Raw genomic sequence first — 14,095 nt, forward strand, 5'->3', positions numbered from 1 at the left:
GGAGCCAAATAGAACGAACACCACTCCCTGAAACAAATACACCTTTCTTGCGCAATTCGTTACTGGTACGATGCTGACCATAAGCTGGATAGCCAATACTGCCAAAGGTAGAGCCAATATGAATGATCTGGCTCGGCTGAGTTTTTGACATCAGTGGAATCATTCCTTGTACCAGTTGCAAGGGATAAACCACATTAATCAGCATCATCTGTTCCATCATCTCCTGTGACTGCTGTGAGAACAGACTGAAATCATTGATGCCGGCATTATTGATGTAATAGTGGATTGGGGTATTCAATGTAGCCAGTGCATGAATCAGCTCGTCACGGCTCTGCTGCTCGGCCAAGTCACAGCAAATCCCTTGCAGTTGTATATTCGGATAACGCTGCGCCAGTTTTTCACCTAATTTTCGTAAAGTCCGTTCATTACGTCCGACCAGAACCAGATTCAAGCCATTTTTCCCGAGAATATCGGCAATGGCCTGTCCGATGCCACCGGTCGCACCTAGAAGAACTGCTGTTAAATTGGACATAGATCATTTCTCTTATCGTTGAGTTTTTTAATATGATGTCTCTTGCTGCTTTGCTTAAACGTCAGGATTCAGGCCCAGTCCCATACAGATATACAATTTACGCTGTTCAAGCGGTACCAAGATTTCACGTCGGCCATGCATAAAGCGTTTGTTATCAATGATCACAAGATCACCATCCTGCCAGTCAATTTCTGAAGTCTGGGCTTCACAATGCTCTGCCAGTTCTGCGAGTAAGTCCGGACTGATCTCTGAACCGTCAGCAAAATGAAAACGGGGTTTTTCATAATTGTAAGAAGGTCCTAGCAAGGTATTGGCAAAGGCTGGAACACCCTTAAGATTGTCATGGCGGACCATCGGCATATTTAAATGGTAGTGCACTCCCCCATCATGTGCGGGACTGATCCGCTGTCCAGGCACCATCTCGATAAAGCGTTCCAGTTCCTGTATACCGACCTGCTCTGCATTTTCAATATTCAAGGCAGTAGCCACATACTTCTGCCAGATCGGTTTGGGTAAATAACGGCTAATGGTCATCGGCTCGGCAAATTTCTGCTTAAGAGCAGCCGGCATATTTTTCCAGACTTCATGCCCATCACATAAGGTAGTCTGCGAACCGCGCGAAGCACTTTTTTCACTGAAAAATGCGATGATATCGGGCGGTAAAGGCGTCGTGCCATTTTCAATATGCAGTCCCATAGCCTGGGTGCCGGCATCAACTTTCTGGGACTGGCGAGTGATGTTTTCGCGTGCAGGATCATAAGTTAGCCGCTGGCATAGCCTATTCATGAGTTCACTAAACGAGGTCACGTCATAGTGTTCATGTCTTAACAAGACCCAGCCCTGTTCTACCAACTGCGTTTTAATCTAATTAGGTGTGGTGTGCAAAGCTTGCTGTGCAATATTCATGTGTTCTCTCTCATTCGACAGATCTAGGGGGCTGTGAACTATGCAAAAATAACTTGGGACTCGGCCGGCATCAGTTCAGCCTGAAACTTTTGCTGAATCTGCTGTCTGCGCAGTTTGCCGTTGTCGGTCAACATCTGGTTGTCTAAAGAAAATGGCTCGGGAGCACGGCACCAGTGTTTGATCTGTGCATAGTCCGGCATCCGGCTGTTGGCCCGCTGAAGCGCTACTGCCAGTTGCTGGTCTGGCGTATCATCCGGGGCATAAATCACGGCCGACAAATGGGGCTGGGCTTCGCCAAAAACGGCAATCTGCTGGATTTCCGGCTCGGTCAGGCTGTTGGATTCGACCCATTCCGGAGAAATATTGCGTCCAAAACTGCTGATAATCATCTGCTTGATGCGTCCGGTAATGTACAAATAGCCATCTTCATCAAAATATCCGGCATCACCCGTATGAATATACGGTGTCGCAGTCATGTCATTGACATAACCCAGCATGGCATTGCCCTTCACTACTACTTCGCTGTTGGCTGCAATCTCAACTTCGACATGCGGTAAAATCCGGCCCACACTGCCAATGCGGCGTGCATCCGGCAGATTCAGGCTGACTACCGAGGCACACTCGGACAGGCCATACCCCTCATAAACCGGAAGGTTAAGTTGCTGACACTGTTTGAGTAAATCAGCAGAGACTTTCCCTCCACCGACCGCAATAAATTTCAGCGTCTTGAACCCTGCAGCACCGTGTTCAGCGCTATATTCCACAATCGCTTTCAGCATCTGCGCTAATAAAATCACACTTTCGATTTGATAGCTCTGCACTGCATTTACAAACCGCTGTGTATCAAAAGTATGGTTAGATACCAGACCGAACTGGCTCACCTCGCCAACAATTACGGCGCGTCCCATGCTCAGTGCGACATAAATGCCGGCAATATTTTCCAATAAGGTGGCAAATGGAATCAGGCACAAATGCCGTCCAAGCTGACTGCTGGCCAGTGCCTGACTGAGTGAATGCGTAATTGATTCTATGGTATCTTCTACCAGACACACGCCTTTCGGTGTCCCCGTACTGCCAGAGGTATAGGTGATTTTTGCTGGTTGCTGGGTTTGTAAAGAAGATGAATACTGTACTGCCTGCTCTAGCTGAAAAAAGCGTGCATGTAGCTGGCCAGTAATGGAAATCTCATCTCTACTCATGTCTTTAGCTAGATTTAACAGCCATTCTGGTGCAGAGAAAGATTCATCTAGAGTACAGAGCAGCTCGGTTTGACTGTCGGAAAGCAGATGTCGTACTTGGGCTACAGTAAAAAATAGAGGAACAGGTATTACAGTCATGCCGGCTTTTTGTGCGGCAAGATCGACCACAATCCAGTCGATGCTGTTCACGCCCCATAAGGTCAGACGTCGCAGATTAAGCTGCATGAAACTGGCACTCAATAATTCTATCCGCCGTTGTAGTTCCGCATAGCTCAGTGTTGCCTGTGCGGTAACCACAGCTTCTCGCTGCGGATACTGGTGTGCTTGTAGGCTGATACGTTCAAATAAAGCAGTCATCATTTAAATTCTGTGCCTCGGTAATCAAGCAAAATGCTTTAATGACTAAATTGATAAAGTTGACGAGCGACTTGTAAGGCCTCTGCCACATCAATCGCCAGCACATAAGGTTTCTGCTGGTAATAACTGCCCCACAGGCGTTGTGCCTCTCCAAGGACTTGCGGATCAGCCTTTTCAAGCACATGAAAACGTAATCCCATCTGTTGCAACACATAACGTACTGCAGTTGTTCCGGTACATACTGCCCTTTCAATGCATTGCTGCGAGAGATGAAAGACCAGAAATGCCACTATCAGTTTGGCCTGATTCATGTCTACTGCAGCTAAGTTGCCAATTTCTACAATCTTGTTCCGACTAACCTCCGCCTGACTGAGCTTGCCAAGAATATTTTCAATTGGTTCATCGAGATACTGTTCCAGGAAGGCATTGGTTTGGTGTAAATGCTCCATGCCAATAACAACTTGCATTTTGGCTCCGTCATAACCGGCAAACAGGGTCGAAGAGAAGGTTGATATCGTGGCCTGATGGACTTGTTGATATTTTTCTTGAATAAAATTTTCCAGTGCTCGACGTTCACACGTCTCACCACGGTGTACAGTTTGTACTCTTAGTTGTAGAGCATTATCTTGTACCGAGATCACGGGATCAAAGTGATGGGCCTGTAGTGAAAATTTATTTAGACTGATTTGTTTTTTGTATTGAGACTGCTTGAAATATCCATCCAAATAATGAATCTGATCAGATGACTGAGGATCAAAACTAAACTTGATCATTTGGCTCACACCACGAAATTAACTTGCTACTCAAGATAGAAGTCCAAACTTAAAAAATTCTTAATTTTGTGCAAAAGAATGTAAAAGCTGTGTGTATAAAAAATCCAGAGAACGGCCGGTTTTTTTAAGAGCATTTTAAGATTGAAAATTTAAGTTAATCCTATCTCTTGTTAACTGAAACTGTTCTATGTCTTCCTACCGCTCACCTTATAAAGGCACCTCAGGAACGCAGCGTATTTTTAATGCGACCCGTTATTCCCTGGCTGGTTTTAAAACCGCCTTTCAAAATGAGGCTGCCTTCCGGCAAATTCTGCTGATCAACCTTATTTTGATTCCTCTAAGTTTTTGGATGCCGGTTAGTCCAGCTGAGCAAGCGCTGATGGTCGCCGTATGCCTACTGGCGTTGATCATTGAACTGATTAACTCAGCGATAGAGGCAGTGGTAGATCGTATTTCCATGGAACGGCATGAACTGTCTAAAAATGCCAAGGATATGGGCAGTGCGGCTCAGTTTGTAGCACTTAGTTTAATTGCCCTGACCTGGGGCATCATTTTGGCTGGTCATTTGATTTGACCTCTGCTCTTGCTACTGCCTGAAATGGACAACTTAAAAATGATCACTGACCGTTCCCGGTTTTTACTGACCCAAACTTTACTTTTGATCTTCAGTTTTTTGATTCTTCTCAACTTCTTTGACATTGGAGGAGTGCTGGACTTACAACTCATCTATCCCTTTATCGATGATCATGGTCAATTTCCCCTTCGAAAACAATGGGCACTGGCAGAACTCAATCATCGCTATGTGAAAGACCTGCTGATTCTAGTGTATATCACATTATTACTGGGCTGGTTGGCATCACTGAAATGGCAGAACTGGTATATACGGCGCTGGGAATTTGGCTATTTTTTTAGCATGGTAGTGCTGACCACAGCCTCGATCGGAATTTTAAAATCCCAGTCAGCCCATGCCTGTCCCTGGGATATGACCATACCTACCCATAATGGGATTTTAGTGCTACTGCGGGCCACTGTTTTCCTGGAGGGCATGCATCTAGTGGTTTTGCGTTGATGGCTGGTTATTTTGTTTATCGCATTTCTAACCGCAAGCGTGCTTATTTTCTTCTGATCGCTGCAGTAATTTTAGGGTTGACCATGGGCTGGGCACAAATGATGCGCGGAGCACATTTCCTGAGTCATAATTTATGGACTGGCTGGATTATCTGGTGCATGAATGTCATTGGCTATACGCTGTTTAGCCATAAACTACCCATAGAAAAGACCACTCCTATACTCTCTAGTATCAGGCAACCTTAACTCCAAAAAAACCAGAAGCTTATTCGCTTAGGCTTCGATTAAAGGAAGCTTGACCTGTACACAAAGGCCACTCAGATTGGTACTTCGCGAAAATTCTAGTGTTCCACCCAAGCGCTCGGTGGCTTTATCTACAATGGATAAACCCAAACCGCTGCCAATTTCTGCATGGTTATGTATCCGGTAGAAGCGTTGCCGGATCTGATTGAATTGAGCAGGATCTATCCCTGCCCCACTGTCTTCAATTTGTAAAACCGCCTGCCGTCCTTGCTGGAAAATAGATACATTAATCACGCCATCCTTCGGACTGTATTTAATTGCATTATCAATTAAATTATAAATAATCGAGTGCAAAGCTGGAACCTGGCCCTGAATCTGCAGTTCCTGTTGCTGTTCTACGCCCAAATCAATGTCTTTCTGTAGCGCCAATTGAATTAGTTCTTCGATACAGGTGACTGTCATTTGATTCAGTGATAGCAATTGAACAGGTTCGCTTAAACCTTCGGTCACATCCTGTTTTGCCAGACTCAATAACTGGTTGACCAGATGCTGCATACGCAAAATGCCTTGACTCAAATTATGGATAGACTCGCTTTGAGGGAACTGCTGTAGCAAAATTTGCAGCTGTAAGTTTAGTGCTGTCAGTGGCGTGCGTAATTCATGGGCAGAATCTGCTACAAATTGACGTTGTTCCTGTTGGGCCAGAGAAATGCGGCCAAACAAATAATTCATTTCCTGAATGGTCGGTTCCAGCTCCAAGGGATAATCTTTCATTGCAATTGGCTTTAAGTCTTGTGCCTTGCGGCTGGCCAATTCAGTTTTAAAATCATTGAGCGGCTGAAAATTTTTCCGGATCATCCAGCCTAAGCCAAATACTGCAAAAGGTAAAAAAAGCACATAAGGAAGAAACATATTGGCTGCTAGCTCCAGCGCCAGTTCCTGCCGGACATTTTGCTGCTGGCTCACCTGAATCTGTAATTGCTTACCAGGAATAATATAAGTTAACCAGGTTCCATACGGCGTTTGATGCTTGTAGAAACCTGCTTTCCTGACCGGCGCCACCAGAACATCCTGCGGATGCAAGGAAGTGGCTGTATCTGTATAGGACCAGATATCTACAAATAAATCTTCTTCACTGTACTGTTTTGCCAGATCGATTTGACTTTGTAAGGGTTGCGGATGATTTCCTGAAATACGTTCTGCCAGACTTTGCATCTGTTTATCCAGTACTTCATTAATTTCTTCGAGCGCAATCCGGTATGCCGAAAAGATCAGCACACAGCCCAGTACTACGCTAAATAATGAAATATAAATAACCAGACGTTTTTGCAAGGAATAACGTTTCTGCATGGCGCTCATCCTAAGCGATATCCTAGCCCACGTATGGTACGGATGAAGTCTTTTCCTAATTTTGCCCGCAGATGATGGATATAGACTTCTACCGTATTACTACTGACATCACTATCAAAGTCATAAAGCTTGTCTTCCAGATCATTCTTGGAAAAAATTTTATTCGGATGATTTAACATGGCCATTAAAATGGACCATTCCCGGTTGGATAATTCTATAGCCTGTCCATTAAACAGAGCGATATGCTGCTCTAGATCTAGTTCCAAACTGCCGTGTGATAATTTCTTATTCGTATCTATCCCGGTATTTTTTAAACCACTACGGCGTATTAAGGCATGAATACGGGCCAGCAACTCGTCAAATTCATAAGGCTTGATTAAATAGTCATCTGCTCCCTGATTCAGCCCATCTACCCGGTTTTGTAACTGATCCCGGGCGGAGATAATCAGCACCGGTAAATTCGGAAACTTCTGCCGGATATTTTTCAGCACCAGCATGCCATCCATCATCGGCAAGCCTAAATCGAGCAGCACAATATCGTAGACCTGCTGCTGTAACTGTTTTAAACCCTCAATCCCATTATTGACCCAGTACACATCAAACTGATGCAGCTTGAGCAATGTTTCAGTCGACTCGGCAATCATAAAGTCGTCTTCAATAATCAGTATTTTATGCATTTCAAGCTCTGTTCTTTAAGGATGGTGAGCATTGTGCAAGCATATCATTTTTAGCTTCAATCACTTGCGTTTTTATATCCAGCAAGCTTAATAAGCTGGGGAAAAGATGATCCTGACTACGGGTCTGGCTGGTCTGTCCTTTGAGACAGTTGACCTGCTGGGTATTCTGCTGCTTCCAGGTATCGGAGAACCACATCAGCATCGGGACATGGGTTTGCTGGGTCGGTGCCATACTATAAGGTGTACCATGCAGGTATAAACCATGCTCTCCGGTAGATTCTCCATGATCAGACAGGTACCAGAAACCGGTCTGATACTGTGTTTGCTGCTTTAAAGTTTCAATGATTTGAGCAAGGACATGGTCTGTATATACAATCGAATTATCATAACTATTCTTTAATTCTTCAGCACTACAGCCCTGAATGGCATTGCTATTACAGGTTGGTTGAAATGGCTGATACGGCGTTTTGGAACGCTTGAAATATGCTGGCCCATGACTGCCCATCTGATGCAGCACAATTAACTGCGGTTTCTGGTTATTTTTATCCAGATGCGCCAGATAATCTTTCAGACTATCCACCAGGATTTCATCAAAACATTCACCAGAAGCATCACACCACTTCTGTTTCAGTTGTGCCGGAATCTGATACTTTTGTACCCGGTCACAGGCACCTTTACAGCCTGAGTTATTATCAATCCAGGTCACCTGATATCCGGCGCGCTGAGCAATATCCAGCAAACCTTCACGGTGGCTGGCTAGCTGTTCATCATAGGTTTCACGTGACATGCCCGAAAACATACAAGGCACTGAAACGGCAGTTGCAGTTCCACAAGAGCTCACCTGATTGAAATTAATCACCGCTAACTTGCTCAGTTCAGGATTGGTATTGCGCGCATAGCCATTTAAAGCAAAACTCTCGGCACGTGCAGTTTCTCCAACAACTAGCACCATCAATTTGGGATGATCCTGCATTTGGGCCTGCTGTAACAGATGTGCATCTTCGCCAAAAGCCACCAAAGGTAAATTCGCTTTAGGTGCTTTCTTTTTATAATAGGACAAGGTGGACGCGATGCTATTTTGTGGAGAAAGCATACCCTTCAGATCGCGGTGCTCACGGAAGATGGCGGCATAATCGACATAGAAACAGAACAATAAACCTAGAATCAGTCCGAGTGAGACTACACTGCTCAGGCTTTTATGCACCAGCTGATGCCCAAGCGATGCAGGCTGAATTTTAAGCATCCAGATGATAAAAAGTGGAAAAACTACAAATACTAGTGTCCAGATGACCAGTCGCATTGACCAGAGATCTCGAACTTCGCGGGCATCGGTTTGCAGCATATTCTGAATCTGGTCTGGCGTAATAACGACCCCCAGACTATTGACAAAATAAGCACTAAAACCACCCAAAATGATCAGGGCGCTGGCCAGTATTTTGGCGTTCCATTTCCAGTTCAGCCACTGTAATACCAGATTGTAAAACGCAATAATGATCAGCGCCGTAGCGACCAGTAATACGCCTGCTTTCAGATTGGTATAAGGTGTAAATTCATGAATTTTCTGGTAGAAAGCAAAGTTTAGGATCAATCCCAGCCACATAGCGAGCAACATATTGAAGCCTGAAAGACTAATCGACTTTTTAGGTCGCTGACTAAAAAAAGACGAATGGGAAAACAGCTTCAGCATGATCCGTGGCTCAAAGACTTTAAGATGCTTTAGCCTAGAATCTGAATCTTAAAAATGACTTAAAATGACTTAAAATGACTTAAAATGACTTAAAATGACTTAAAATGACTTAAAATGACTTAAAATGACTTAAAATGACTTAAAATGATTGGATCATTTCATAATATATGCAAACCAGCCCTTCTTTATTTCAAACTCAGGAAAATAAAGATAAGCCCTAACATATGTAGAATCTGGCTAGGCGCAAAATACAGGAAAAACTTCCCTCCCCCGGTCACAAAAGAATTGATACTTTTAGACACCGCATGTGCCGCAAGTCCAATCATGACCGCATAAATTAAAGTCAGGTTGTGAGGATTTCCCTGTATCACTACACCTGCTACAGCAGCATGCACTTCAAATAAAGAGGCTAAAAAAGTGCCTAAAATTAAGCCGCTATCCCCCAGTAGAAGATTCGCGCCGTAAATCCCAGCCTGGATTAAGGTCAAACTGACCGCAATAATTACCGCTTCTTTTATACTGAACATCCGGCTATCAATTTCTTGTATTTCATTAATGCTCATACTGTTATCCGCTTGGGGAGTTCGATAAATCAAGAATCCGGCAGCAATACATAAAATTCCGATGCCCACCAAACTCGGAATTAGCAGAAACTTGAACCATTCTACGCTCACTCCCAGAACAATCAGCAAGAGCTGTCATAAGGTGGCAATACAGGAGATTAATCCCGCACCTGCATTTAATTTAGCACTGGCCTGTCCGGATCGAACTTGCATGCCCAAACTGGCAATTGTGGCCGTACTGGAGACAAATCCCGAGGCTAAGGCAGATAAAATAAGCGCCTTATCATTGGACAGGATTCGTTTTGCCACATGTGCCATGGACTGCACAATCAAGATTAAAATTAGTAGTTTCAGGATGATATAGGGATTCAGTACGGCGCCCCACAAGGGCTTATTGGGCATGACCGGCAACGCAATCAATATCAAAGCCAATAAAAGTAGCCCATCTCTTAACTCATAGCTTTGGATCGTTTTTCCGGCAAATTGATGCAGTGTCTGTTTGACCATCAGGATGATCGTAAGTAGAACCGCCATCCCTGCAGCAAGTGGGATATTCCAAACACAAATAGCGCCAATGATATAGGTCATCAAAAAAGCCAGTTCAGTGGTAGAGCCGATATCCTGCTTCTGTTGAAACAGGCTATACACACAAAACAGGCTGACGGCGACGGTTCCTATTACTCCAATATAGAGATGCAAAAGGAAACATGAAGCACCCAATAAAGCTGTAATCGTAAATGATCTTAATCCTGCAAAACTCTGCTCATTGTTATTGTTTTTATGACGTTCACGCTCAAGCCCAATTAAAAGCCCACAGCCTAATGCCGACAGCATGATGGTCAGTAATTCCTGAAAAGATAAACTTTGCAAAAGCATATTCAAGAGCATTCACCTTGTGTCATCCAGTGACTGTACGTATTTTTAGTATATAAACAGTTTTTTAAAGCAGCACATCAATTTAACTGCTGTATCTTTAAATTCTAGGCTATAGATAGCTGTAAATTATTGCATTAGTCCGCCATTCATCCTTGTTGATGGTCTACCTAATTCCTTATTCTTAGTAGACCAGTTTAATCAAAATTACGGAAGTTAATAAGCTTTTAAATCTAAAATATTTTAATCCTACATCAGCTCCAGGATTAGACAGACTCTGTTTCCCCGACCTGATGATAGGCACGATTAAAATAAACCAAAGCTTGATCTTCCTGATTCTGTTGAATGGCAACAATCGGACAAATCAAAATCGTATGTGTACCAACTTCCTGGATCTGCCCAATTTCACAATCAAAGCTCACCAGTGCATCTTTAAGTACAGGAGAACCTGTTTCTAATTCAGTCCACTCACCCTGTTCAAATCGTTGTTCAGAACTGAATTTTGAAGATGCAAAAACATTTGAAAGATGCGCTCGATCTGCACTGAGTACATTTACGCACAGCACTTTATTTTCAACAAAGTTGATATAAGAACGCGATGATTTATTCATACAAACCAACAATGTCGGTGGTGTATCGGTCACGCTACACACGGCAGACGCAGTAAAACCATGACGACCTGAATCGCCCATCGTGGTCACTACATTCACTGCACTTGTTAATAAAGACATTGCGTTTCTAAAGTCTGTCGCTTCAACCATCACCGTATTCCAATATTCAGCTTTTTATAAAGAGCGTTATATCACTCAAATGATACTTTCAATCTTTTAAAAGCATCATGGATTCACTTTAATTAGCGAGATAATTCCTGACGAATAATCTCAGCACCTGCACTGAGTGCATTGAGTTTGCCACGAGCCACTTGGCGACCAAGTGGTGCCATGCCACAGTTGGTTGATGGATAGAGTTTGTCTGCATCCACAAACTGAAGTGCTTTACGCAACGTATTTGCCACTTCTTCAGCTGTTTCAATTTGATTACTTGCGACATCAATCGCACCGACCATGACTTTTTTACCACGAATCAACTCAATCAAATCCATCGGAACACGTGAGTTATGGCATTCGAGCGACACAATATCAATTTTTGATTTTTGCAGTTTCGGAAATGCTTCTTCGTACTGACGCCATTCTGAGCCTAAGGTCTTTTTCCAATCGGTATTGGCTTTAATACCATAACCATAGCAAATGTGTACCGCAGTTTCACACTTCAAGCCTTCAAGTGCACGCTCTAAAGTTGCCACACCCCAGTCATTCACTTCATCGAAGAACACGTTAAATGCAGGTTCATCAAACTGGATGATATCCACGCCAGCCGCTTCAAGCTCGCGAGCTTCCTGATTCAGGATCTTGGCAAATTCCCAAGCCAGTTTTTCACGGCTCTTGTAGTGACCGTCATATAGCGTATCAATCATGGTCATTGGACCAGGCAGTGCCCATTTAATCGGTTGATCTGTGAGAGAACGTAAGAATTTGGCATCTTCAACAAAGACAGGTTTTTGACGAGAAACTTCACCCACGACTGATGGCACGCTCGCTTCATAACGATCCCGGATTTTGACCGTTTCACGCTGATTGAAGTCAACGCCTTCAAGGTGCTCAATAAATGTGGTCACAAAATGCTGACGGGTTTGCTCACCATCGCTGACAATATCAATGCCTGCTTGCTGTTGTTCATGTAGGGACAAACGCAGTGCATCTTGTTTTGCATCGAGTAATTCCTGGCCTTCCAATTTCCAGGGTGACCAAAGTTTTTCAGGTTCTGCCAGCCAAGACGGTTTCGGTAAGCTGCCTGCAGTTGATGTTGGGAGTAGCTTTTTAGGTTGTAAAAGTGCCATGTCTAATCTTCTATCTCTATATTCGTAAAATAATGTGGTGTATTAAGCAGCGCGTTCTTGGTCAGCAGTAGTTTTGATTGTGAACTCTGCAGCCCATTGCTCCAGAATGTCTTTATAAGGTTTGATAAAGTGTTCTTCCGTCCACTTCGCTTGCTTCACTGCCAACTGACCACGCTCAATACGGTCATACACAATTTGAGTCAATGAATAATCTGGATACTCAAGGCTGGGTTGATACACCTGACCCGCAGCAGAATTCGCATTATAAATTTCAGGACGATAAATCTTTTGGAAGCTTTCCATGGTGCTGATCGCACTGATCAACTCCAGATCGGTATAATCACATAATAAGTCACCTGCGAAATAAAATGCTAAAGGTGCAGCACCATTTTCAGGTTTGAAATAACGGACGGTTAAGCCCATTTTTGCGAAGTATTCATCGGTTCGTGAATGCTCATCATTTTTATATTCTATACCCAATACAGGATGCACATTCGCGGTACGGTAATAGGTTTTCGAGGTTGAAACGCTCAAACAAATCACCGGCTGTTTTTTAAATTCTGCTTTAAATACTTCAGAATTGACGAGATATTGATAAAGCTTGCCATGTAAATCACCAAAATTTTCTGGCTTGGTCGATGTTGGATTTTTCTTGATATGTTCAGGAAGTACCATGCTAAAATCATAATCGCGGACATAAGACGAGAAACTGTTGCCAATCATGCCATCAATACGCTGATTGGTTTGATGATCAATAATCGTGATTTTTAAAGTTTCAATTGCAGGGAATGTTTTACCATTTCCTTCAACATCCAGGTCAACTGAAATAATGTCGATTTCAACTGAATAACGATCTGCTTTTGGATTATCCCAATGTGCCAATGCATTAAAACGGTTATTGATCATTCGTAGAGTGTTACGCAAATTCTGTTCGCGACTTTCGCCACGCGCCAAATTGGCAAAGTTCGTCGTCAGACGTGTGCTATCTGCAGGTTGATAGTTTTCGTCAAAACGAATGCGCTTAATTGAACATGCAAACTTTTTACTCATTGTGATTCACTACCCTAAGTTCTAATAACCAAATTTCTGAATAAGCCTAGTTATACGTGAACGTTAAGATGAATAAAACTGATTTAAACTCAATGAAAAGTGAATCTTATTCATTCTTGGTTGTTCTTAAGATATCAAGATCACTTAATAAAGAAAAATATGACAGATTTTTTCTATGTAATTTTAGGGTTTAATAGATGATAAAATAATGAATATTAATAACTTAAGATAAATTCTATCGAATATTAAGTGGATGAAATTGAGGGGTAAATTCAAAGAATGGTTTTATAGCTTATTAGATGCAATTTAGAAGTGAATGAATGAAACTCATCTAAAGATTAGAAAATATCAGTCTATTCACTGTGTGTGATTTCAAATCTAATTGTTAGATATCAAGGTTTAAACATTCTACTTATTCGTATCGGACAAATTTTAATCTTAAAATTGGCTACTTTAAAAGACATTGAATAATATCTTCTTTATTTCTAAATTAAACAAATTAAATTTTCTTAAATATAATATCGCATCTTTTTTACACAATTCCTTTACAATTCTTTATGTAATAATTTAATTGGAAACTAACACTTTTATATTATTAGACTCCTTAAAAAGTAATTTTAATGAAAAAAAACTGGCTGGTCAGAACAAATCAAACCATTACCTTTTTGCCCATGGTCATAGTTATATTTATAGGACTAATTGGCTATGAATGGGTACGTACAGAACTGGTCGGAAGCTGGATTCTTCTAATTGGCTTTATTCTGCTAGGCCGCTTTTTAAATGTAGTTCAGTCCGTTGTACTAAGTATTGTCATTTTTATTATTCTTTTTATTAGACCTCTTGCGAAAGTAAAAACCACCTCAATATAAATTTCATGAGATATCAGAAATTAAATCGTTTTTCAGATTCTGAATTCAAAC

The 14,095-nt window shown here is 42.4% G+C and carries 11 protein-coding genes and 3 pseudogenes; 3 read left to right on the plus strand and 11 right to left on the minus strand.

From position 1 onward, the window contains the following. Positions 1-79: 79 nt before the first annotated feature. From NI466_RS14615 to NI466_RS14630, 4 genes and pseudogenes are all read right to left on the minus strand, one after another. A pseudogene (locus NI466_RS14615) lies at positions 80-532 on the minus strand (SDR family NAD(P)-dependent oxidoreductase); the annotation flags it as partial. A gap of 54 nt (positions 533-586) precedes the next feature. Further along, complete coding sequence (locus tag NI466_RS14620; RefSeq protein ID WP_290446024.1) at positions 587-1,384, minus strand: TauD/TfdA family dioxygenase; 798 nt, start codon at positions 1,382-1,384, stop codon at positions 587-589. A 92-nt stretch (positions 1,385-1,476) separates the two neighbouring features. Further along, positions 1,477-2,997: an AMP-binding protein gene (locus tag NI466_RS14625; RefSeq protein WP_253173925.1), complete on the minus strand. Its 1,521-nt coding sequence runs from the start codon at positions 2,995-2,997 to the stop codon at positions 1,477-1,479. Between the two features lie 35 nt (positions 2,998-3,032). Beyond that, on the minus strand, positions 3,033-3,767 hold the full coding sequence (locus NI466_RS14630) for a thermostable hemolysin (RefSeq protein WP_253101305.1): 735 nt from the start codon (positions 3,765-3,767) through the stop codon (positions 3,033-3,035). Positions 3,768-3,954: 187 nt separating this feature from the next. On the opposite strand from NI466_RS14630, the gene NI466_RS14635 reads away from it, so the two are divergent. Then, entirely contained in the window at positions 3,955-4,341 is a 387-nt protein-coding gene (locus NI466_RS14635; protein WP_004729795.1) for a diacylglycerol kinase, read from the plus strand. Positions 4,342-4,380: 39 nt separating this feature from the next. Then, positions 4,381-5,081 (plus strand): annotated as a pseudogene (locus NI466_RS14640) (phosphatase PAP2 family protein). 27 nt (positions 5,082-5,108) lie between these two features. On the opposite strand, the gene NI466_RS14645 reads toward NI466_RS14640, so the two are convergent. The 7 genes and pseudogenes from NI466_RS14645 to NI466_RS14675 form a co-directional block, all read right to left on the minus strand. Further along, positions 5,109-6,428: a sensor histidine kinase gene (locus tag NI466_RS14645; protein ID WP_253173926.1), complete on the minus strand. Its 1,320-nt coding sequence runs from the start codon at positions 6,426-6,428 to the stop codon at positions 5,109-5,111. 5 nt (positions 6,429-6,433) lie between these two features. After that, the gene (locus NI466_RS14650; RefSeq protein ID WP_253173927.1) at positions 6,434-7,105 is read right to left on the minus strand and encodes a response regulator transcription factor; all 672 of its coding nucleotides are present in this window, start codon (positions 7,103-7,105) and stop codon (positions 6,434-6,436) included. Position 7,106: 1 nt separating this feature from the next. Then, on the minus strand, positions 7,107-8,792 hold the full coding sequence (locus NI466_RS14655) for a phosphoethanolamine transferase (RefSeq protein WP_253173928.1): 1,686 nt from the start codon (positions 8,790-8,792) through the stop codon (positions 7,107-7,109). 185 nt (positions 8,793-8,977) lie between these two features. Then, positions 8,978-10,243 (minus strand): annotated as a pseudogene (locus NI466_RS14660) (MgtC/SapB family protein). Between the two features lie 251 nt (positions 10,244-10,494). Continuing rightward, entirely contained in the window at positions 10,495-10,989 is a 495-nt protein-coding gene (locus NI466_RS14665; protein ID WP_253101294.1) for a flavin reductase, read from the minus strand. A gap of 92 nt (positions 10,990-11,081) precedes the next feature. Continuing rightward, positions 11,082-12,125: a methionine synthase gene (locus NI466_RS14670; protein ID WP_243474380.1), complete on the minus strand. Its 1,044-nt coding sequence runs from the start codon at positions 12,123-12,125 to the stop codon at positions 11,082-11,084. A 42-nt stretch (positions 12,126-12,167) separates the two neighbouring features. Then, entirely contained in the window at positions 12,168-13,175 is a 1,008-nt protein-coding gene (locus tag NI466_RS14675; RefSeq protein ID WP_253173929.1) for a DUF1852 domain-containing protein, read from the minus strand. A gap of 620 nt (positions 13,176-13,795) precedes the next feature. On the opposite strand from NI466_RS14675, the gene NI466_RS14680 reads away from it, so the two are divergent. Further along, positions 13,796-14,044 (plus strand): hypothetical protein, encoded by a 249-nt coding sequence (locus NI466_RS14680; protein ID WP_253173930.1) that lies wholly within the window; start codon positions 13,796-13,798, stop codon positions 14,042-14,044. The last annotated feature ends 51 nt before the right edge of the window (positions 14,045-14,095 follow it).

The organism is Acinetobacter lwoffii, from assembly GCF_024129595.1.
Classification (GTDB): domain Bacteria; phylum Pseudomonadota; class Gammaproteobacteria; order Pseudomonadales; family Moraxellaceae; genus Acinetobacter; species Acinetobacter lwoffii_O.